Origin of the sequence: Mammaliicoccus sp. JADD-157 (assembly GCF_049310805.1) — a bacterium.
GTDB lineage: Bacteria > Bacillota > Bacilli > Staphylococcales > Staphylococcaceae > Mammaliicoccus > Mammaliicoccus lentus.
Genome location: NZ_JBMOVZ010000001.1, coordinates 46,235 through 66,773, shown reverse-complemented (window position 1 = coordinate 66,773; position 20,539 = coordinate 46,235). Strand labels below are relative to the sequence as shown.

Sequence of the window (20,539 nt, the reverse complement as noted above, 5' to 3'; positions counted from 1 at the left end):
AGGAGCGAAATCATAATGAACGAAGCAGCAAAAACATTAGATGGTTGGTACAGCTTACATTTATTCTATGCAATAGATTGGACAAGCCTAAAAACTGTGCCAGAAGATGATAGAAATACGATAGTTGAAGAGTTTAAAAAATTCCTTGAAGGATTAGAAACTGTTCATAATAATAAAGAAGGCTCTCATGCTTTTTATAACATAACAGGTCAAAAAGCAGACTTAATGTTATGGTTCTTACGTCCTGATGTTAAGCAATTAAATGCTTTAGAAAATGAATTAAACAAATTAGATATTAGTGATTTCTTAATTCCAACATATTCTTATGTTTCAATAGTGGAATTATCTAACTATCTAGCTGGTGATTCAGATGAAGATCCATATGAAAACCCATATGTAAAAGCTAGATTATATCCTGAAGTACCACGTTCAGAATATGTTTGTTTCTATCCAATGGATAAAAGACGTGACGGTGAAGATAACTGGTACATGTTAGATATGGAACATAGACGTAGCTTAATGCGTTCACACGGTTTAATCGGACGCAGTTACGCTGGTAAAGTTAAACAATTCATTACCGGTTCAGTAGGATTGGACGACTACGAGTGGGGCGTAACTTTATTCAGTGACGATATGCTACAATTCAAAAAATTAATCTATGAAATGCGTTTCGATGAAGTATCAGCAAGATATGGTGACTTCGGAGCATTCTACGTAGGTAACATTTTAAATATTGACGAATTAAATGACTTCTTTAAACTAAACTAAGATTTCAAGATAAATATAGAGGCTGAAACATCTATTGGTGTTTCAGCCTCATTTTAATTTGTGGTTCGATATTTTTTATTTATCGACCTGTATTTCGCATTTGCGGTTCGATATTTTTATTTTATCAACCTGTATTTCGTGTTTGCGGTTCGATATTTTTATTTTATCGGACCGTATTTCATGTTTGTGGTTCGATATTTTTATTTTATCAACCTGTATTTCGTGTTTGCGGTTCGATATTTTTATTTTATCGGACCGTATTTCATGTTTGTGGTTCGATATTTTTATTTATCGACCTGTATTTCGCATTTGCGGTTCGATAATTTTTATTTATCGAACCGCATTTTAAATATTACTTTATAAAGCCCATATATAAATAAATTCTCCTAATCGAATGGATTAGGAGAATTATTTCGATGTACTATTATTAACTGAATACATTAATAAAGAACGTTACGATTGGTACGCCAAGTAAGTCTATTAAGAATGCACCTACGACTGGTACAACTAGATAAGCTTTTGGAGAGGCACCAAATTTCTTTGTAATAACGTCTAAGTTTGCCATTGCGTTTGGTGTTGCGCCTAACCCGTGACCAATAAATCCACCGATCATAACAGCTGCATCGTAGTTTTTCCCTAATGCGCGGAACACTACAAATACTGAGAACAGTACAATAAATACTATTTGTACTAATACTATAATTGTTAATGGTAACGCTAAATTATATATTTCTGTTAAGTTAATACTCATTAAAGCAATTGATAAGAACAAGCTCAATGATACATCACTAACTCGGTTTGTAATTTTCATATCTACAATGTTTAATTTTCCATAGTCCGAAATATTTCTGATAATAACAGCTATAAACATAGCGCCCACATAAATAGGAACATTAATACCCGTGTAGTCTGTAAATGTATCAGCTAAATATGTACCAATCGCCATACTAACAGTGATAATTGTAAATTGAACGATAAATACTGTAGTTGGATTCATTCTACTATGTAATTCTTTATTATAATCAACATCACTATAATCTAGAGCTGAAGCTTCTGCTTGCTCTGGTTTTAAATCGAATTTTTTAATTAAGAATCTAACAACTGGACCACCTATTAATCCGCCTGCAACTAATCCTAACGTAGCGGCAGCAAGCGCAGCAGTAACAGCTGAATCTACGCCTAAAGTTTCTAAAGTTTTACCATATGCTGCAGCGTTCCCATGTCCACCTTCCATTGACATAGAACCTGCTGTTAAACCTAGTAACGGAGGTATATTTAACACCTTTGAAAGTGAAACACCAATAATGTTTTGACATGTAGCCAAAATACCACAGAAAATAAAGTATACTATTAATACTTTACCGCCGAGTCGTAATAATTTTAAAGATGCTCCTAAACCTATTGTAGTAAAGAATGCTAACATAAAGAAATCTTGAATAAATTCAGATTCTAATTTTATTGTAACCACGTTTGTTGATTGTAAAATTGCTACTAAAATTGCAAAAATTAACCCACCTATTACTGGAGCAGGTATACATAATTTCATTAATATAGAAACATTATTTACAATTGCCTGCCCTAATAAAAGCAAGACACATGCTAGCGCCAACGTTGTAATAGCATCGAGCTCTAACATTTTACATTCCTCCTCAAACGACAATCCTGATTGTTTTCATGCTAAATGTCATTTATTTTTATTTTTAAGTAAGTGCTTACAAAGCCACGTTGAACATTATACATACTTTATTTAAATAAATCTAGCAAATATTTAATAGTGTAATATAACTCATTTCGTCATTAGTTGCATATTCGTTTATATGCATTATTGTTTATTCTTTATTATTATATTTAATGCTTCTCGTAGCCCTTATCATACTGATATTAACAATTACTTACATTTTTGTTACTGTAGTTATTGGATAAGTATCTTTATCAATATAATTAGCCATCAGCAATCTTTTTAAAAGTTCACTGTTTATATTGTTTCATTACTTAGCTATTTTCTCTAAAAATTCATTAATGGTTTAAAAAATCCATTCACATTCCTCGTTTATCGTGTATATTAAGTAATAGATAAATATTACTTACAAAATCTATTTTCAAGGAGTATTTATGAAAAATAATCAAGAACAATCACTACAAAAATCTATTGGTCTAATGACCGCAATTACTATTGTAATCGGTACAATTATCGGGTCAGGCGTATTTGTAAAACCTGCTGTTGTATTAACACATGCAGGTACAAGTAATCTTGCCATTTTGGCTTGGGTAGTAGGAGGCGTGCTTACATTAGCAGCAGGACTTACAATTGCTGAAGTAGGTGCTCAAATTCCAAAAACAGGCGGTTTATACGCATACATACGTGACATTTATGGTCCATTTTGGGGCTTTTTAACAGGATGGGTTCAAACGATCATTTATGGTCCTGCAATTATTGTTTCACTCGTGCTATTTTTTGGTATTTTAGTTACAAACTTTTTTAATATTAGTAACGATTTAAGTGTTTGGATTGGATTTATAGCACTAATATTTTTAACACTTGTAAATATATTAGGTACTAAATTTGGCGGACTTATGCAAAATATCACGACAATTGCAAAATTAATTCCTGTAATTGCTATTATTGTATTTGGTCTTTTATGGGGAGACGAAGGTATATTCGGTAAAGATGTTACATCTCTTATCAAAACAGACGGCGAAATCAATTTTGGTAGGGCTGTACTCGCTACATTATTCGCTTATGATGGCTGGATTATGTTAACGAATATGACCGGGGAAATGAAAAAACCTCAGAAAAACCTACCTCTAGCTATGTTAATTGGTTTATCTGTTGTAACTTTGGCATACGTATTAATTAACATTTCAGTATTTCACGTTATCCCAGCTGAAAAACTAGTTGGCTTAGGTAATACTGCAAGTGCCGAAGCAGCAAAAGCACTATTCGGAGATATCGGTTCAAAAATCGTGAATATTGGTGTCATTATTTCAATTTTCGGTTGTTTAAACGGAAAAATCATTACATTCCCACGCATACCATTTGCGATGGCTGAAGATGGATTATTACCATTACATAAATATGTCGGATATATTAGCCCTAAGTTAAAATCACCATTAGGCGCTTTAATGACTGTATTTGGAATATCTGTAATATTAATTATATTGACGATTTTATTCCCGAACACAGTTAACGCTGATTATTTATCTGAAGTTACGATTTTCATCATATATTTATTCTATATGATGGCATTTGTAGGCCTATTTATACTTAGAAAACAAAATAAAGGAACTAAAAGAGAATATTCGGTACCGCTATATCCATTTGTACCTTTACTAGCTCTTTTCGGTGGCGCATTCATTATCATTAACACTTTAATATCTGATTTTATGGGTTCATTATATTCATTAATCATTTTAGCTATTGGTGTACCAGTTTATATGTATTTAAATAAAAATAAACAACGTCGCTCATAACATAGACAACTAGATTTATTGAATAAAAAGCTCCTAATCCGTTACGTTTCTAACGGATTAGGAGCTTTATTTTTTGAGCAAGGACTTTATGTCCGAATTATTTAATTTTTCACTTCTGTTTTTGCTTCAAGCTCAATCATTTCTTCTTTTGATTTATCTAATACTAGATAATTTAATTCATCATTTGTCATTTTCTTAAGTGAAGGATATCTAACCATAAAGAATACTACACCTAAGATTAACCAAACAAATAATGCAATATAAGAAGGTAATGAAAGACTCGCTGGTGATCCTGGAATCAGTAATAGTCCTAAGAATATTAACGCAATAATCGCACCTATTAAAGCAAATGTTTTATATTTCGGATGATACATCATACTTCTCTTATCATATGAGAACAACTTAAATGCTGATAAACATGTGATAAAGTATGCGATTGAAACACCCGTTGAAGACATGTCTACAATCCATGTTAATGCTGTTCTACCTAACCAAGGCGCTACTAATGCTAAAACGAGTATAAATATAATACTAATATATGGCGTATTGTGTTTAGGATGTAATTTTTTGAACACGCTTGGCATAACTGCTGCTCTACCCATTGAGAATAACAATCTACTAGAACTCATAAAGAATCCATTTAATCCAGTAAATATCCCCATCATAATAGCAACGATTAACACTGCTAAACCTACAAATGAGAACCCTTCTTTTACAACTGAACCTGTTACCCATAAATTCCCTCCTATTGAAGAAGGATCTTTGAATAACCAACTTGTTAGCAGTATCATCATTACATAAGTTATTGCTGATGCTAATAAACTAAATACGATGAGTTTGAACGTCTTACTTGGCGCAAAGTTAAATTCTTCGGCTGTTTGTGGAATGTTGTCAAAGCCTACGTAAGCCCAAGGTGCTACAGCTAATATCAATAGTATCGAGCCTAGCCAACCTTCTTTCTCACTTATTGCAGGTTGTAAATTTGAAAATGAAAAGTCTTGTGTGAAAAATGAACCTGCAAATAGTAGAACGACAACAACTGCTAATATAACACAGAATATATACTGTAAATTTCCTGAAAAACTTGAACCTTTAATACTGATCCAAGCAAATATTAATAAAATTAATGAAGATAATATAATTTCAGTGATATAAACGTCCCATCCTGCAATAGTGTATAGCTTACCTTGTTCTAAAAACCCAGGCATTACAAATTTAAATAGCAAACTGAATGCTGACGCGTTTAAAGCAACAATACATATGTACCCAAAGGTTAAAAACCATGATGAAAAGAAGGACACATATTTCCCGAATCCCAAGTAACCAAATGCAAAAGCTCCACCTGATACAGGGAACTTCTCTACTAATGCGCCATAACTTATAGCTATAACAATCATTAATAGTGCACCTATAAAGATACCTATTGAAGCACCTATTGGACCTGCTTGGCCTATCCAATCTCCTGGAAGTATAAATGCTCCCCAACCTATGCTTGAGCCATAAGCTATGGCCCAAACAAATTTCTCAGATAAGTTCTGTTCTAAATTCCCTCTTGATAAATCTTTCTTTCGTCTTGCCATTGATGTTCCACCCTTATTTTTATTTTTCGTGAAACGCGACTAACTTTTATACCTTATAACTTCCAAACCGCGATTACAAGTAACAACCAACTAACTATGAATAACACGCCACCTATCGGCGTAATAGCACCTAATACTTTAATTTGTGTTAAAGCTAATATATATAAAGAACCACTAAAGAATACAATTCCGAATGTCATCAACCAACCTGCAATATTTAAATTTGCAGTTGTTGTGCCGGAAACAATACCAATGAGTATTAAGCCTAGTGCGTGATACATTTGATAAGTTGTTGCTTTTTCCCAAATATCTAAATATTTAGCTGATAATTTATTTTCTAAACCGTGAGCGCCAAAAGCACCTGCTGCAACAGCAATCATTGCATTTATTGCCCCAATAATGATAAATAATTTCATTTTCTTACTTCCTTTCTTTTATTAAAAATCAAAAATTGAATCTCCATTTCCTATACCATCATCAGTCGTTAAAGTATTTTCATTTTGTTTTACCGTTGATTTATCAGGTACTTTTCCACCCATTTTTCTAATTTCTTCATTAGATATTTGAGGATTTTCCTTTTTAATTGGCGTTGAAGAAGTTTTCATATAAGGTTGTTTCACTTCTATACCTTGGTTATTTCCCTCTTCTGCATCAATTAATCCACTTAAAGTGTGAATTGCATGCATATGTTTATTAAATGTTTCATTATTTGTCGCGTTATCTGCATGTACCAATTCATCTTCAATCGCTGATATTAATTGATCTCTGCTAATCATTTACCTCACCTCCACACCAATTGATCGGTTCTTTACCTTTTGATTTTAAAAACTGATTTGTTTCACTAAATGGTTTTGATCCAAAGAATCCTCTATGAGCTGACAATGGGCTTGGATGAACCGATTTAATAATATGATGTCTTTCTGTATCAATGAGTTTAATTTTCTCTTGTGCTGGTTTACCCCACAAAATAAAGACGACATCTTCAAGTTCACGTGAAATACTTTTAATGATTTCATTCGTGAAAATTTCCCAGCCGATATTTTTATGAGAATGTGCTTTATGTGCTTCCACAGTTAATACTGTGTTCAATAATAACACACCCTCTTTTGCCCAATCTTGTAAATGTGGACTAGTACGCTTACAACCAATATCCGACTCCAATTCCTTGTAGATGTTTCTTAAGGAAGGTGGAAACTTAGCATCAGGTTGTACTGAAAAAGCTAAACCGTGTGCTTGATTTGGCCCGTGATACGGATCTTGACCTAAAATGACGACTTTAACATTGTCTAACGGTGTTAAATCAAATGCTTGATAAACATTTTCTCTAGCTGGATACACCGTTGTATTTTGATAAGCTTCTTCTAAAAAAGCTTCCATTTCTGAAAAATCATGTTGCTCTTTTATATTGTGAAAGATTTCTTGCCAATCCATTTTTTTCACCTCTTTAAAAATGATAACATAGCCTTCATGAAATGGTCATAACTATTTTTTACAATTAAAAAACATGATATGATATCTTATATGAATATATTGGGAGGAATTACCGATGGCATTAAAAAAAGTCTTAACTATAGCAGGATCAGATACAAGTGCTGGTGCTGGAATGCAAGCTGATTTAAAAACATTTCAAGAACACAATACTTATGGAATGGTTGCATTAGCAGCTGTCGTTACAATGGACCCAAAAACTTGGGCACATGATGTGACGCCATTACCTCTTGATTTACTGGATAAGCAGTTAAATACAGCTATTTCTATCGGTCCAGATGCAATTAAAACTGGTATGTTAGGTTCTGAAGAAGTTATTAAACGTGCTCGCCAAGCATATGACGAGTCAGGTTCAGAAATCTTTGTTGTTGACCCAGTTATGGTTTGTAAAGGCGAAGATGAAGTACTTAACCCGGGAAATACTGAAGCAATGATTAAAGAATTATTACCTAAAGCAACAATTGTAACACCAAATTTATTTGAAGCGGGACAACTTTCTGGTTTAGGTAAATTAACATCTATCGAAGATATGAAAAAAGCTGCTGAAAAAATACATGAGCTTGGTTCACAATATGTCATCATTAAAGGTGGTAAAGCGCTAGAATCAGATAAAGCCTTTGACTTATTCTATGATGGTAAAAAACATATATTACTTTCTACTGATAAATTCCAATCTAGTTATAATCATGGTGCCGGCTGTACATTTGCTGCTGCAACTACTGCTAATTTAGCTAACGGTGAGTCTCCAGAAGATGCTGTAAAACACGCTAAAGCATTTGTTGCATCTGCAATAAAAAATGGCTGGAGAATGAATGAATTCGTCGGTCCAGTTGATCATGGTGCAGCAAACCGTATTGAAAAAATCGAAGTTTATACTGAAGAAGTATAAATAAAAACTACACGTTTAAAAAGTCTACAGAGTATCTCACTTTGTAGGCTTTTTTACGTGTAGCCTTTTCATTATTGTCCAATGCCAAATTCTGCTTTTATTTTGGCAATCACTTTTTGTTTTTTAAATAGTTTCATTTCATATTCATAAAGCGTCATATTATCTACTTTACTTTCATTAAGACACACGATTTCAGCTTCATAATTTTCTAAAGTCATAATACGTTCAGTTTGTTCAAATTCGGTTTTAATTTGTTTTAGTTTTACGTTACTGCCCATATAAGGCTTAAAACTATCAAATTCACGAAGAACACTTAATAAATATTGAACTGGCACTTCTTCATAATACTGATATCCCATGATATTACAATAATTTAAAACCGCTTCATCATTAAATGAAATACGCTTTCTTTCCACTATTTTCACCCGCCGTTTCTTAAGGCTCATTCTTTGTAGTAGTAATTGTACTTTAAACGATATCATCTATCAAGTTAATATTTACATATGTACTTTAAGATTCTTTATTACTATAAGCACTATTATCTACAATGATTTCTACATTCGGGTGATTGTACAATGCTGAAGCTGGAAGATCAGTCGTAATTTCACCTGACAACAACTTTTGAATCGCTTCTGCTTTTTTTGGTCCAAAAGCTAATAATATGATGCGTTTAGCTTTTAAAATAGATTGAATCCCCATTGAAATTGCTTGTTTAGGTACTTCTTCTTTCGTTTCAAAATATCTACTGTTAGCTTCTATTGTTGATTCTGTTAAATCAACTACACTTGTTAAACTATCAAATGATGTTCCTGGCTCATTAAAACCGATATGACCATTTTCACCAATTCCTAATATTTGTATGTCCATTGGACCTTCTTTATCTATTAGATTCTCATAGCGTTCTACTTCGCTATTTAAATCATTTGCTGATCCATGTGGTAAATGTATTTTTTCTTCGTTCCAACTAGATAAATGGTTAAATAATATATCGTGCATATATGTGTAATAACTCTCTGGATGATTAGAGTCGATTCCTATATACTCATCTAAATTAAAGGTTGTAATATTACTTAAATCCAATTTATTTATTTTAATTAAATTAACTAATTGTTCATATACGCCGACCATTGTACCACCAGTAGCTAAACCTAACACACTCTTATTGTCAGTTATGATTTGCTTTAATAACTCATTTGCAACATAATGACAAGCTTCTTTTTCAGTACCTAAATTTATAAATTTCATGATTATCCCTCTATTTCTTTAATAAATCGTTTTGTAATTTCTAAAGGTCTTGTGATTGCGCCTCCAACAACTGTGCAATGAACACCTAAATCCGTTACACGCTTCAACATTTCAGGTGTTACAACGTTTCCTTCTGCTATCACTTTAGCTTCGACTTTATTTAATACATCTTTTAAAAATTGAAAGTCATTTTCGTATAATACATGACCTTTAGTATATGATGTATAACCTCTTAATGTTGTACCAACATAGTCAAACCCAAGCTTATCAGCATTGATTGCTTCGTCTAAATCTGATATATCAGCCATAATTTCTACATTTGGTGCGTTATCTCTAATATACTGAACAATTTCTTCAAGTGATTCTTTTGGTCTTTCTTGTTTAGTCGCATCTAGAGCAATTACCTCACATCCACTTTCAATCAACTCATCGACTTCTTTCGTAGTAGCTGTGATAAATACGTTGGAATCTTCGTAATCTCTTTTTACTATACCGATGACTGGTAAGTCGACTTCTTTTTTTATTGCGATGATGTCTTCTTTCGTATTTGCTCTAATTCCTTTAGCACCACCTTGATAAGCAGCTAATGCCATTTTACTCATAATAAATGAAGAATATAATGGCTCTTCTGGTAATGCTTGACATGAAACTATTAATCCTTGCGGTAACATTTAAAATGCACTCCTTATTTTTCTTCTAATGCTTCTTCAACTTCATTTTTAATTGTTGTTACATGAGGACCATATATAATTTGTACACCTGTACCTTTTTGAACAATACCTCGTGATTCAGTTGATTTAATCAAATCTTCATCAATCTGTTCACCATCTTTAACGGTCACTCTTAATCTTGTTGCACAACAATCTACAGCATCAATGTTTTCCTTGCCACCCAAACCTTTAATAATTGTTTGCGCGCGTTCACTTGCTTTAACAGTTTCAACCGCCGCTTCATCTTCACGGCCAGGCGTCTTAAAGTTAAATTTAGTAATTAAAAATCTAAATGTAACGTAATACAGTAAGAACCAGACTATACCAATTGGAATCACTAGTAAATAATTTGTCTTACTATTACCTTGTAACACACCGAACAGTATATAATCAATAAAACCACCACTAAAAGTTTGTCCAACTGTAATATTAAATATATCAGCCATCATAAAGGCTAATCCATCAAATATAGCATGGATAACATATAAAACTGGCGCAATAAATAAGAAACTGAATTCTAAAGGCTCAGTTATACCTGTTAAGAATGACGTAAGCCCCGCTGAAAGCATTAAACCACCTACGACTTTTTTCTTTTCAGGCTTTGCAGTATGGTAGATAGCTAATGCAGCACCTAACAAGCCAAACATCATTGTTATAAATCTACCAGACATATAACGTGAAATGCCCGAATAATAATGTGTTAAATTAGCATCGCCTAACTGAGCGAAAAATATATTTTGTGTTCCTTGAACAATTTTACCGTTGATTTCCATTGTACCACCTAAAGCTGTTTGCCAGAATGGTAAATAGAATATATGATGCAGTCCAAATGGTCCAAGCATACGTAATACAAATCCATAAATGAACGTTCCTATAACGCCTGTCTTATTTACAAGTCCACCTGCACCAAATATCCAACCTTGGATGGTCGGCCATACAAAGTACAATACAACACCTAATACTATAGAAGCTACAGAGGTTATAATAGGTACGAATCTAGAACCACCAAAGAACCCTAAAAATGGTGGCAATGTAATCTTGTTATATTTATTATGTAAAAATGACGTCAAAATACCGACGATAATACCACCAAATACACCTGTTTCAACTGTTTGGATTCCTAACATCATTCCTTGCCCTGCTTTAGCAAGTGAATCTTGAGATGCAATATTGTCAGTAATCGTCAATAACGCGTTCATAGTTGCATTCATAATTAGAAAGCCTAACATCGCTGCTAGACCAGCTGTACCTTTATCACTTCTCGCTAATCCAATCGCTACACCTATAGCAAATATTACTGGTAAATTAGCAAAAACAATATCCCCTGCTGAAGACATTAATATAAAGATATATTGTAATAAATCCACATCTAAGATTGGATAAGCTTTTATTGTATTTGGGTTACTCAACGCACCTCCAATACCCAGAAGCAAACCCGCTGCTGGTAATATAGCGATGGGTAACATAAATGATTTCCCGAATTGTTGTGCCTTATCAAAAATTTTACTCATGGACACACCTCCTATTGAAACTAAATATAACACCATGAAAAGATTAGTCAATAATATTCATTGTTTTGAAAAACTTTTTCAAATATAATACACATATTATAGAAAACAGGAGTGTTAACCATGAATTTTGAAAATCGTATTCAACAATTTTCATATCTTTTCACAAAAACAGACGAAAAAATTGCACAGTATATTACTACTCATCCGAAAGGCGACCATTTTTCAACAATTACAGCATTAGCTTATGCTATTAATGTTTCACCTTCTAGTATTTCTCGTTTCAGTCATAAACTTAATTATCAGCATTTCCAAGATATGAAATTTAATATTCAACAATCTTATAATGGCACAGATATTCAAAACGTACCTCTCATACAACGGATATATGAATATCATCAATCTATCATTCAACAATCAGGTGAATTTATTTCTAATAAAAAAATAAATCAATTGATCGAAGTATTAATAGAAAGTGAACATGCGTTATTTGCAGGGTTAGGTAGCTCAGGTTTAACAGCCACTGAGTTCTATTACAGAACAATGCGCATGGGTATTAAAGGAAATTCAGCGACAGATGTGCATCAAATAAAAATTGGTGCTTCTTTGCTCACTGAGCGAGATACATTTATTGCCTTGTCTAATAGTGGAGAAACAAAAGAATTGGTTAACGCTGTTAAAATCGCTAAAGATCATAGTGCCACAATTATTGCGATTACTAACTATGCTGGTAGCCCTCTTTCCGCACTCTCAGACATAACGATTATGACGATAGATCAAACTAGAATAAATGATCATCAATTTATTAACACTCAAATTTCAGCTCATTTTCTAATAGATGTTGTCAGTTACATGCTTTTGTCACACGAAAGTCATTTAACACAATACGAGCATACTAAAGAAGTTATTTTAAAGGATAATAATTCCTGAGTTGTGAGCAGAATGTATATAAATTTACTCGAGAATTTAGTAGAATAGTAAAGTATATACTATGAGGAGTGAAAGGCATGGAATTAATTCAAATAGATCAAGTTCAAACCTTAATATCAGAATATGAAAATAAGCCAGTTTATCTTCATGTAGAGACAACAAATGGTGCATATGCGAATCACTTTGATCAAAAAGTGTTCAACGCTGGTACATTTTTAAGAAATATTCAAGTTACATTTACCCATGCCCATTTAACAGGTGGCGTTAAAGAGCCTTTCCGTGTGGGCCTTAAATTAGACAACAATGGCTGGGTTTATGTACAAGGTTTGACGCATTATGAAGTAACGGAAAATAAAGAATTATTATTAGCGGGATTAAATCATGAAGGGCAACTTGCTGCTAGTTTAGAAATTAGTAGTAAACCGTTTAAGGAATAAGAGGTGACGACAATGGATAAAGAAAGACAAGTGTTAGTTATATTCCCACATCCAGATGATGAAGCGTTTGGAACTTCGGGTACATTAAGCAAATTTATAGATAGCGGTGTCCCAGTTACTTATGCATGCTTAACTTTAGGTCAAATGGGTCGTAATCTCGGCAACCCTCCTTTTGCAACAAGAGAGTCTTTACCGTTTATTAGAGAACGTGAATTAGAAGCAGCTGCTGAAGCAATCGGTATTACTGATTTACGTAAAATGGGTTATAGAGATAAAACTGTTGAATTTGAACCGAAAGATGAAATAGATAATATGGTAAAATCATTAATAGATGAATTAAATCCATCACTAATAATATCATTCTATCCAGGCTATTCTGTACATCCAGACCATGAAGCAACTGCAGAAGCAGTGATAAGAACAGTAAGCCGTATGGAAAAATCGGAACGTCCTAAATTACATTTAGTAGCATTTAGCAATGACACGTATAGCGATCTCGGAGAGCCCGATGTAAATATAGATATAACTGGTTATGAGGAACGTAAAATGAAAGTACTTCAAGCTCATGCATCTCAAACCGGACCAATGTTACAAAACCTCGCTTCAAATACACAAGAGAGTGAAGCGGCTAAAGATATGTGGTTGAAGTCAGAACATTTCTGGACATATCATATTGAATAGATAGTTGGAGGCAATGTTAATGAAACAAATCGATTTATCAACACGTGAAGCGCGATGGAAATATTTTGGTTCAGTAGATCCAATCAAAGGAACGAAACCTACTGAAAAAGAAAAAATGCCTGATTTACAAAGTTCTAAAAAAGATTTCCTATTCGAAATTGAGCATGTTGGTATTAAAAATTTAGTTTATCCTGTTAAAATAGATGGTTTTCAATCAATTGGTAATTTTGAGTTTTCAACAAGTTTAAATCAAGATGAAAAAGGTATTAATATGAGCCGTATCATCGAAAGTGTTGAAAAACATTACGATAACGGTGTGCCTTTAGGTTTTGATTCTTTAAAATCATTACTCAATACACTTGAAAGTGCAATGTTCCAAAATACAGCTTCTGTAGACGTATCAGCTAAATGGTTCTTTAACCGATACAGTCCCATTACTCAACAAAAAGCTGTTGGAAACGCTGATATACGTTACATTTTATCAGTATCAGATGACAAACTTACTAAAAAATCGTTAGGTATCGAAGTACCGGTTACAACACTATGTCCTTGTTCTAAAGAAATTAGTGAATACTCTGCTCATAACCAGCGCGGTATTATTACAGTCCTAATTGATTTAGACACTGAGACTGATTTACCGGATAATTATAAAGAATTGATTTTAGACGGTATGGAAGCAAATGCAAGCTCTATGCTTTATCCAATACTAAAACGTACAGATGAAAAAGCAGTTACAGAGCGTGCATATGAAAATCCTCGCTTCGTAGAGGACTTAATTAGATTAGTAGCAGCAGATTTAGTCGAATTAGAATGGATTAATGGCTTCGAAATAGAATGCCGTAATGAGGAATCAATACATCAACATGATGCATTCGCAAGATTAAAATACTCAAAATAATCATATATAACTAAAAAAACAGCCAAAATTCTTATTTAAAAAAGAATTTTGGCTGTTTTTCATTTTTATTTAACCCTAGTAACCACTCGTTACTTTCCTTAATTACAAATTCACTTCTTCTTCAGTTTCAACCCATGGATTGTTCTGAATTAATTTAATGATTTGCTCTGTAAATAGTTTAACGCGTAATTTAATATCATCTACATCCACATAGTAAGTGCCGTCTTCTGTTTTTCCGTAATCTGCATCTTGTGTAGAGATTTGGACAGGCACAGCAATTCCTAACAAGTTTCTCATGATGATTCTTAAGTGTGATAATGGTTCCGTACTACGCATGCCACCACTATTGCAAATTAATCCAACCGGTTTCATTTTGAATTCGTCCATCGTTAAATGATCTAATGCATTTTTTACTACGCCTGAATATGAACCGTGATAATTTGGTGTACCAATTATAATAGCATCTGCTTCTTCAGCTAGTTCTCGTAATTCATTAACATTTGCTTTAATACGTTCATCATTTAAGTGTCGGCCAGATACATCTAAGAACGGAACTGGCTTATCATATAAATCAAACAATGTTACCTCTGCATCTTGTTCTTCTAAGTTACCGCGAACAAATTGCGCCAGTGCATGTGTATGAGAGTATTGTTTAGCGCTACCTACAATAAGTAATACTTTCACTGTTGTCACCTCAAAATTATGATATTTATTATACCTCACAGTATAACATACTGAATAACTAAGAGTTTATACTCAGTTAAAAATCAGTCTAATGGACTATTAACAATTACTCTTCGCTTTTCAATGCTTGTATGATGGCTTTACCAACACCACTATTTTCGTTTGTATCTGTTATATAATCCGCCATTTCTTTAACTTCAGGTGCACCATTTTCCATTGCAACTGCATATCCTGCTTTTTCTAACATAGAAATGTCATTTAAATTATCACCTATCGCCATAACATCTGACATTGGTATTTTGAGTTGTTCAGCGATTGCTTCTAATGCGATTCCCTTTTGTGCATCAGAATGTGTAATTTCTATATTCCCTCTTGAAGAAGAAGATACAGCTAAACTTTGAGACTCAGAAATTTCTGCTTTAGCTCTATCGATTTTTTCTAAATCACTCGCAAATGCTAAGATTTTCAAAATAATTTCGCCTGGACGTTTACTAATTTCGTCATAGCTATCAACTTGTTTCAAAGTCCCATTATCTATACGATTTTGTATATTAGCTCTAATTTTCTTAACATCCGCTTTTTGGCCAGCTTTTTCTGCTATATCCACATAGATTTCTAAGTCTTTCTCTGGGTCTTCTGTATAAATACCAAAGTTCGTATACACTTGGTAATAAATATCTTCACTATTTAAGACACCTGTAATTTTATCAATTAATGGACGTGTTAATTTAGATGTATGAATAATGTTAAATTCTTCATCCCTTAATTCAGCCCCGTTTAAACAAATATAAGGTAAAGTCAAATCTGTTGGTGCAATTGGTCCATTCGCTTCATAAAAAGCTCTTCCCGTAGCAATAACTACCGTAATACCCTTAGATTGAGCATATTTTATTGCTTCATAGTTCTCATTAGAAATTTCGTGTGCTGCATTTAGTAAAGTACCATCCATATCTGTTGCGATTAACTTTATCATTAGAGAGACCTCTTTTCTTTATATTCAACATAAATTCTAACAAATTATCTGTACAAACTCTATGAATCTGAACTCTTCTCTTTGTTTTGCTTCTTTTTCGCTCTTTTTTCTTTAAAAAACGTACGAAGCATCTCTCCGCACTCTTCTGCTAATATTCCTCTTTCTACTGTAGAACGATGGTTAAACCTTGTATCTTCTATTAAATTCATTAAACTACCACTACATCCACCTTTAGGATCACTTGCGCCGTATACAACATGAGGTATTCTACTCATTACTATAGCGCCCGAGCACATAACACAAGGTTCTAACGTTACATATAAAGTAGTATCTTCTAAACGCCATGAATTTAAATATTCAGATGCTTCTTGTATTGCCAGCATCTCAGCATGTGCAGAAGGACTTTGTTCATTTTCTCTTAAATTATGCCCTCGTCCAATTATTTCCCCTTTATACACAACAATTGCACCAATTGGTACTTCGTCCATTTTCCATGCTTTTTTCGCTTCTTCAATAGCAAGTTTCATATAATTTTCATTCACGTTTTATTTCACTCCGTTTAATTTGTGATAGAATAGGTATGTCTATTTTAACACCTGGAGAGATAAATATGAAAAAAACCTTTATTGCAATTGAAGGACCTATAGGAGTCGGGAAAAGTTCTTTAACTAAAAAGCTTGCTAAAGCTTTGAATTATAAAGAAGAATTTGAAATTGTAGATGAAAATCCATTTCTAAGTGATTTTTATGATGACATTTCAAAATGGAGTTTTCAAACTGAAATGTTCTTCTTATGTCATCGCTATAAACAATTAACAGATTTACAAAATGTGCAAGGCATCGTAAGTGATTATCACATATTTAAAAATAAAATTTTCGCTAAAAACACTTTAAACGATTTTGAATATGATAAATTCAGTAGAATCTACGATATCTTAACTGAAGATATTCGCATGCCAGATCAAATAATCTTCCTCGATGCTTCCTTAGATGTTCTTCAAGAACGCATTGCCAATAGGAATAGATCCTATGAGGCTCAAATAGAAGACGACTACTTAGCACAATTAAAACACGACTATAATCAGTTTTATAAAGAAGTAAAAAATGAAATTGATGCAATACAAATAGATACTTCAAATTTAGATTTCGTTCATAACACCTCAGATTATCAACACGTTTTACATTTATTACAACCATTGATTGGAGAGATTAAACATGACCAATAAAGTCATTCCCAGTAATGCGATTATAACGATTGCTGGTACTGTTGGGGTAGGAAAGTCATCATTAACAACAGCTCTAAGTGAGCGCTTAAACTTTAAAACATCTTTTGAAAAAGTAGATAACAACCCATATTTAGAAAAATTCTATCACGACTTTGAACGCTGGAGTTTCCACCTTCAAATATACTTTTTAGCAGAACGCTTTAAAGAACAAAAAAGAATGTTCGAGTACGGCGGTGGATTTATACAAGACCGTTCCATTTACGAAGACGTTGATATTTTCGCAAAAATGCATGAAGAACAAGGAACAATGACACAAGAAGACTACGCAACTTATAGAGAACTATTTGAAGCAATGGTTATGACCCCATACTTCCCTAAACCAGATGCATTAATTTATTTAGAATGCGACTATGAAGATGTTATACAACGCATCAAAAATAGAGGACGACAAATGGAAATCGAAACAGACGAACAATATTGGAAAAAACTTTTCGCACGCTATGATAATTGGATTAACAACTTTACAGAGTGTCCAGTTGTTCGTGTAAATATAAATGATTATGACTTATACGAAGACCCAGAATCAATCAACAAAGTCATCGACAAAGTAGCACACGTCATTGAAACACATCGCGCTATCGATACAAGAGTGAAGTAGGAAATATATAGGTTCGGGTTAATATTATCAACTCATATGATCTAAAAAACATTTTTAACTTAAATAACTCCCCTGAAAGTTTTTATACGTCATGCTTTCAGGGGAGTATTTTATTATAATTTTTCAATGAGTTTATAATCTTTAATTTGTATGATTTTAGTAGCTAATTTTCTTGATATATCTTCTTGATGAGATGTAAAAATAATGATTTTCTCACTTTTCTGTTCACTCAGCTTCCTAGTTATAAATTCAAGTGATTCTTTATCTATGCCAGAGAAAGGTTCATCTAACAATATAATATCCGTATCACGAAAGAAAATAGTAGCAATCTCAAGTTTCCTCCTCATACCGTGTGAATAGTTTGCAATTTTCTCGTTTATATATTCTTTTAGATTAAGTCCAGACAATATTTTATCAACTTCTTCGTCTGTTGTTTTAAGATAGAATATATCCTTTATAAACTTCAAATATTCTTGTCCTGATAAATGTTCATACAAGTAAGTTTTGTCAGCTAAATAACTTATACTTTTATCGAATGAAGTTAACATTCCTTCATATTTATAATAGCGATTCGTTAATAATTTTAGGAGTGTACTTTTACCTTGTCCATTGGGACCTAGTAAATAGTAAATGTTATTCAATTGAAAGCTAATATTAACCTCTTTGAATATCGTTTTATTTTTAAATTTAAAACTAAAATTCTCTAATATCATAACGTCACCTTTCAAACAATTTATAATCACTTATTTTAATTAACAACATTTTTAAAATCATAAGCAAAAGTAAATTTAATCCTAAAATTATAATTGGCATTAATATTCCTTGGAGCAATATATAGATACTGGCATCTATAAGATTCACCATTCTAAAAAATAATGGAAGACACATGAATACGGGTAAGCCAATATTATTAACATATTGTACAACTGTTAATATTTGATCTCTTCCTACAACTTCTTTCAGTTCATTAATATTTGAATGATAAAACTTCGAAGTAAAGATAGAAGGTAGCATTGTCGTTACACCAACTATTGAAACCAATACCAAGGTATTAATAGAAATTAAAAATAAGCTAGTTAAATGACCAAAATTTAATATTAAAGTTGTTACTAAAAATAATAGAAATGAAACCATCAACAAAATTTTATACTTATATAAAAATAAGTTAAACAATCCCCATTTTGTTTGTAAAAAAATTTTGTCATATTGCCCTTGCGAATCAAATTCATATAAAATAACGCTTTCATATATTGATGAGAAATAATACATTACTGGAAGGAATATAACTGGGTATATTAAAAAATAAAAAGCAATAGAACTTCCATCAATGTTTGCATAAAGATTATTAACCCCGATTATTAAAAACCAAAATGTAGGAGTTCCCATTATTTTATAAACATTAATCCTAGTAAAATCATGTTGCAATAAAATAAAGCTATTCCATATATTATGATTAAACAAATACCTTAATAACATAAATAAAATTGTTAGTATTATGCATACTTTTAATATCATCAAAAGATTATTTTCAAGAAATATCATTATATTGAAATTATGTATAACTTTTAACATTTCATTATTTAAGCTTTCTAATTTCCAAGAGTAATCATAAAATACTTGCTTTAATTCTTTTACAGATTTTAAATTATTCAGTTGAGACAAAGAAGGTAGTATTGCATTTGAAATTAAAATTGCACCGAAAGATGCACCAAGGCTTAATACATACCATAATATTATTTTACCTTCTAAAAATATATTGGATTTGGTCTGTAGTAAAGATAAATATCTCCACGAAACCCCTACAAAATATAAAAAAACAGACAATATAAGAATCCAACCTATTTTCACATCACTAAAACTAACTATTAAAAAATAAATAGGTATGATAGTCATGGTTATAGTAAAACAGCTCCATATGAACTCAAAAGAAATAAATAAAATATATATTTTTGTAGCTGATGCATTTACATTAAGTAGAAACCATTCTTTATCCTCGGAATAATACATCCATTTTGCTGATTTTCCTCCATAGAAAAATAGAACTATCATCAGTATACAAATGATAGTTACCAATAAAATATACTTAAAATTTGTAAAATAATTTAAAATATATTGAAAATAACCAGAATTAATCAGATTAACTAAAAATATGCATAAAATCAATTCACTTAAAACACTATAAAAAAATAAAATATAACCATTCATTTTAAAATTAAGTGGTAACCGTATATCTTTTAAAATATCATTTAATCTAATTTTCGATTTCCAAATAATAAACTTTGTAAAAGAAAAATTTTTCATAAACCATATCCTTTAAAATGAGATCCAATTCAATTTCCTATTAAATATAGTATATACAATTTATTCCATAAAAGGTATCATTCAATTATTTGA

The 20,539-nt window shown here is 32.1% G+C and carries 23 protein-coding genes; 9 read left to right on the top strand and 14 right to left on the bottom strand.

Features of this window, described 5'->3' with window-relative positions; translation table 11 throughout:
- Window positions 1–15 precede the first annotated feature (15 nt).
- Window positions 16–768, top strand: a complete 753-nt coding sequence (gene hemQ / locus ACO6VN_RS00335) for a hydrogen peroxide-dependent heme synthase (protein ID WP_016999454.1) — start codon at window positions 16–18, stop codon at window positions 766–768.
- Window positions 769–1,195: 427 nt separating this feature from the next.
- Here the strand turns inward: hemQ and gltS are convergent, their stop codons facing one another.
- Window positions 1,196–2,404: a sodium/glutamate symporter gene (gene gltS / locus ACO6VN_RS00330; protein WP_016999453.1), complete on the bottom strand. Its 1,209-nt coding sequence runs from the start codon at window positions 2,402–2,404 to the stop codon at window positions 1,196–1,198.
- A gap of 476 nt (window positions 2,405–2,880) precedes the next feature.
- Here gltS and ACO6VN_RS00325 point away from each other — a divergent pair, with 476 nt between their 5' ends.
- Window positions 2,881–4,239: an APC family permease gene (locus ACO6VN_RS00325; RefSeq protein ID WP_016999452.1), complete on the top strand. Its 1,359-nt coding sequence runs from the start codon at window positions 2,881–2,883 to the stop codon at window positions 4,237–4,239.
- A gap of 101 nt (window positions 4,240–4,340) precedes the next feature.
- Here ACO6VN_RS00325 and ACO6VN_RS00320 read toward each other — a convergent pair whose 3' ends face one another.
- The 4 genes from ACO6VN_RS00320 to ACO6VN_RS00305 are packed head-to-tail and all read right to left on the bottom strand — an operon-like array spanning window position 4,341 to window position 7,259.
- Window positions 4,341–5,819 (bottom strand): APC family permease, encoded by a 1,479-nt coding sequence (locus ACO6VN_RS00320; RefSeq protein ID WP_194200092.1) that lies wholly within the window; start codon window positions 5,817–5,819, stop codon window positions 4,341–4,343.
- A 53-nt stretch (window positions 5,820–5,872) separates the two neighbouring features.
- Window positions 5,873–6,235: a DUF423 domain-containing protein gene (locus tag ACO6VN_RS00315; RefSeq protein ID WP_016999450.1), complete on the bottom strand. Its 363-nt coding sequence runs from the start codon at window positions 6,233–6,235 to the stop codon at window positions 5,873–5,875.
- A gap of 21 nt (window positions 6,236–6,256) precedes the next feature.
- A complete protein-coding gene (locus tag ACO6VN_RS00310) occupies window positions 6,257–6,595 on the bottom strand; it encodes a DUF5327 family protein (RefSeq protein WP_064204232.1) in 339 nt (112 codons plus the stop codon).
- A complete protein-coding gene (locus tag ACO6VN_RS00305) occupies window positions 6,588–7,259 on the bottom strand; it encodes a uracil-DNA glycosylase (RefSeq protein WP_257504544.1) in 672 nt (223 codons plus the stop codon). Before ACO6VN_RS00305 ends, ACO6VN_RS00310 begins: the two co-directional genes overlap by 8 nt.
- 106 nt (window positions 7,260–7,365) lie before the next feature.
- Here ACO6VN_RS00305 and thiD point away from each other — a divergent pair, with 106 nt between their 5' ends.
- A complete protein-coding gene (gene thiD / locus ACO6VN_RS00300) occupies window positions 7,366–8,196 on the top strand; it encodes a bifunctional hydroxymethylpyrimidine kinase/phosphomethylpyrimidine kinase (protein ID WP_194200091.1) in 831 nt (276 codons plus the stop codon).
- 71 nt (window positions 8,197–8,267) lie between these two features.
- On the opposite strand, the gene ACO6VN_RS00295 is transcribed toward thiD, so the two are convergent.
- From ACO6VN_RS00295 to ACO6VN_RS00280, 4 genes are all read right to left on the bottom strand, one after another.
- Window positions 8,268–8,612, bottom strand: a complete 345-nt coding sequence (locus ACO6VN_RS00295; RefSeq protein ID WP_194200090.1) for a hypothetical protein — start codon at window positions 8,610–8,612, stop codon at window positions 8,268–8,270.
- 94 nt (window positions 8,613–8,706) lie between these two features.
- Complete coding sequence (gene nagB / locus ACO6VN_RS00290) at window positions 8,707–9,441, bottom strand: glucosamine-6-phosphate deaminase (protein WP_194200089.1); 735 nt, start codon at window positions 9,439–9,441, stop codon at window positions 8,707–8,709.
- 2 nt (window positions 9,442–9,443) lie between these two features.
- Window positions 9,444–10,112, bottom strand: coding sequence for an N-acetylmannosamine-6-phosphate 2-epimerase (locus tag ACO6VN_RS00285; RefSeq protein ID WP_422404079.1), 669 nt, complete (start codon window positions 10,110–10,112; stop codon window positions 9,444–9,446).
- A gap of 14 nt (window positions 10,113–10,126) precedes the next feature.
- The gene (locus ACO6VN_RS00280) at window positions 10,127–11,662 is read right to left on the bottom strand and encodes a PTS transporter subunit EIIC (protein WP_016999443.1); all 1,536 of its coding nucleotides are present in this window, start codon (window positions 11,660–11,662) and stop codon (window positions 10,127–10,129) included.
- 120 nt (window positions 11,663–11,782) lie between these two features.
- Between ACO6VN_RS00280 and ACO6VN_RS00275 the strand changes: the two genes are divergently transcribed.
- From ACO6VN_RS00275 to folE2, 4 genes are all read left to right on the top strand, one after another.
- On the top strand, window positions 11,783–12,589 hold the full coding sequence (locus ACO6VN_RS00275) for a MurR/RpiR family transcriptional regulator (RefSeq protein ID WP_422404078.1): 807 nt from the start codon (window positions 11,783–11,785) through the stop codon (window positions 12,587–12,589).
- Window positions 12,590–12,666: 77 nt separating this feature from the next.
- Window positions 12,667–13,026: a YojF family protein gene (locus tag ACO6VN_RS00270; protein WP_016999441.1), complete on the top strand. Its 360-nt coding sequence runs from the start codon at window positions 12,667–12,669 to the stop codon at window positions 13,024–13,026.
- 12 nt (window positions 13,027–13,038) lie between these two features.
- Window positions 13,039–13,707, top strand: a complete 669-nt coding sequence (gene bshB2, locus ACO6VN_RS00265) for a bacillithiol biosynthesis deacetylase BshB2 (RefSeq protein ID WP_064211524.1) — start codon at window positions 13,039–13,041, stop codon at window positions 13,705–13,707.
- A gap of 19 nt (window positions 13,708–13,726) precedes the next feature.
- The gene (folE2, locus tag ACO6VN_RS00260) at window positions 13,727–14,605 is read left to right on the top strand and encodes a GTP cyclohydrolase FolE2 (protein ID WP_064211525.1); all 879 of its coding nucleotides are present in this window, start codon (window positions 13,727–13,729) and stop codon (window positions 14,603–14,605) included.
- A 102-nt stretch (window positions 14,606–14,707) separates the two neighbouring features.
- On the opposite strand, the gene ACO6VN_RS00255 is transcribed toward folE2, so the two are convergent.
- The 3 genes from ACO6VN_RS00255 to tadA form a co-directional block, all read right to left on the bottom strand.
- Window positions 14,708–15,289 carry an NADPH-dependent FMN reductase gene (locus tag ACO6VN_RS00255; RefSeq protein WP_194200086.1) on the bottom strand — a complete coding sequence of 194 codons (582 nt, stop codon included), beginning with the start codon at window positions 15,287–15,289 and terminating at the stop codon, window positions 14,708–14,710.
- Between the two features lie 106 nt (window positions 15,290–15,395).
- Window positions 15,396–16,262 (bottom strand): Cof-type HAD-IIB family hydrolase, encoded by an 867-nt coding sequence (locus tag ACO6VN_RS00250; RefSeq protein WP_016999438.1) that lies wholly within the window; start codon window positions 16,260–16,262, stop codon window positions 15,396–15,398.
- 59 nt (window positions 16,263–16,321) lie between these two features.
- Window positions 16,322–16,789: a tRNA adenosine(34) deaminase TadA gene (tadA, locus tag ACO6VN_RS00245; RefSeq protein WP_194200150.1), complete on the bottom strand. Its 468-nt coding sequence runs from the start codon at window positions 16,787–16,789 to the stop codon at window positions 16,322–16,324.
- 83 nt (window positions 16,790–16,872) lie between these two features.
- On the opposite strand from tadA, the gene ACO6VN_RS00240 reads away from it, so the two are divergent.
- Window positions 16,873–17,487, top strand: a complete 615-nt coding sequence (locus ACO6VN_RS00240; protein ID WP_064204238.1) for a deoxynucleoside kinase — start codon at window positions 16,873–16,875, stop codon at window positions 17,485–17,487.
- Window positions 17,477–18,145, top strand: a complete 669-nt coding sequence (locus tag ACO6VN_RS00235; protein WP_016999435.1) for a deoxynucleoside kinase — start codon at window positions 17,477–17,479, stop codon at window positions 18,143–18,145. The genes ACO6VN_RS00240 and ACO6VN_RS00235 overlap by 11 nt, the downstream gene beginning before the upstream one ends.
- Before the next feature lie 113 nt (window positions 18,146–18,258).
- Here the strand turns inward: ACO6VN_RS00235 and ACO6VN_RS00230 are convergent, their stop codons facing one another.
- Both ACO6VN_RS00230 and ACO6VN_RS00225 read right to left on the bottom strand, forming a co-directional pair.
- The gene (locus ACO6VN_RS00230) at window positions 18,259–18,858 is read right to left on the bottom strand and encodes an ATP-binding cassette domain-containing protein (RefSeq protein ID WP_422404077.1); all 600 of its coding nucleotides are present in this window, start codon (window positions 18,856–18,858) and stop codon (window positions 18,259–18,261) included.
- 4 nt (window positions 18,859–18,862) lie between these two features.
- Window positions 18,863–20,446 carry a hypothetical protein gene (locus ACO6VN_RS00225; protein WP_422404076.1) on the bottom strand — a complete coding sequence of 528 codons (1,584 nt, stop codon included), beginning with the start codon at window positions 20,444–20,446 and terminating at the stop codon, window positions 18,863–18,865.
- Window positions 20,447–20,539 lie beyond the last annotated feature (93 nt).

What these genes read in the sequence shown, in the direction of transcription:
- folE2 (WP_064211525.1), top strand. Translation starts at nt 13,727, where the DNA reads ATGAAACAAATCGATTTATCAACACGTGAAGCGCGATGGAAATATTTT.
- ACO6VN_RS00230 (WP_422404077.1), bottom strand. Translation starts at nt 18,858, where the DNA reads ATGATATTAGAGAATTTTAGTTTTAAATTTAAAAATAAAACGATATTC.
- ACO6VN_RS00320 (WP_194200092.1), bottom strand. Translation starts at nt 5,819, where the DNA reads ATGGCAAGACGAAAGAAAGATTTATCAAGAGGGAATTTAGAACAGAAC.
- bshB2 (WP_064211524.1), top strand. Translation starts at nt 13,039, where the DNA reads ATGGATAAAGAAAGACAAGTGTTAGTTATATTCCCACATCCAGATGAT.
- ACO6VN_RS00235 (WP_016999435.1), top strand. Translation starts at nt 17,477, where the DNA reads ATGACCAATAAAGTCATTCCCAGTAATGCGATTATAACGATTGCTGGT.
- ACO6VN_RS00240 (WP_064204238.1), top strand. Translation starts at nt 16,873, where the DNA reads ATGAAAAAAACCTTTATTGCAATTGAAGGACCTATAGGAGTCGGGAAA.
- ACO6VN_RS00250 (WP_016999438.1), bottom strand. Translation starts at nt 16,262, where the DNA reads ATGATAAAGTTAATCGCAACAGATATGGATGGTACTTTACTAAATGCA.
- thiD (WP_194200091.1), top strand. Translation starts at nt 7,366, where the DNA reads ATGGCATTAAAAAAAGTCTTAACTATAGCAGGATCAGATACAAGTGCT.
- ACO6VN_RS00310 (WP_064204232.1), bottom strand. Translation starts at nt 6,595, where the DNA reads ATGATTAGCAGAGATCAATTAATATCAGCGATTGAAGATGAATTGGTA.
- ACO6VN_RS00225 (WP_422404076.1), bottom strand. Translation starts at nt 20,446, where the DNA reads ATGAAAAATTTTTCTTTTACAAAGTTTATTATTTGGAAATCGAAAATT.
- ACO6VN_RS00275 (WP_422404078.1), top strand. Translation starts at nt 11,783, where the DNA reads ATGAATTTTGAAAATCGTATTCAACAATTTTCATATCTTTTCACAAAA.
- tadA (WP_194200150.1), bottom strand. Translation starts at nt 16,789, where the DNA reads ATGAAACTTGCTATTGAAGAAGCGAAAAAAGCATGGAAAATGGACGAA.
- hemQ (WP_016999454.1), top strand. Translation starts at nt 16, where the DNA reads ATGAACGAAGCAGCAAAAACATTAGATGGTTGGTACAGCTTACATTTA.
- ACO6VN_RS00280 (WP_016999443.1), bottom strand. Translation starts at nt 11,662, where the DNA reads ATGAGTAAAATTTTTGATAAGGCACAACAATTCGGGAAATCATTTATG.
- gltS (WP_016999453.1), bottom strand. Translation starts at nt 2,404, where the DNA reads ATGTTAGAGCTCGATGCTATTACAACGTTGGCGCTAGCATGTGTCTTG.
- ACO6VN_RS00315 (WP_016999450.1), bottom strand. Translation starts at nt 6,235, where the DNA reads ATGAAATTATTTATCATTATTGGGGCAATAAATGCAATGATTGCTGTT.
- ACO6VN_RS00285 (WP_422404079.1), bottom strand. Translation starts at nt 10,112, where the DNA reads ATGTTACCGCAAGGATTAATAGTTTCATGTCAAGCATTACCAGAAGAG.
- nagB (WP_194200089.1), bottom strand. Translation starts at nt 9,441, where the DNA reads ATGAAATTTATAAATTTAGGTACTGAAAAAGAAGCTTGTCATTATGTT.
- ACO6VN_RS00270 (WP_016999441.1), top strand. Translation starts at nt 12,667, where the DNA reads ATGGAATTAATTCAAATAGATCAAGTTCAAACCTTAATATCAGAATAT.
- ACO6VN_RS00325 (WP_016999452.1), top strand. Translation starts at nt 2,881, where the DNA reads ATGAAAAATAATCAAGAACAATCACTACAAAAATCTATTGGTCTAATG.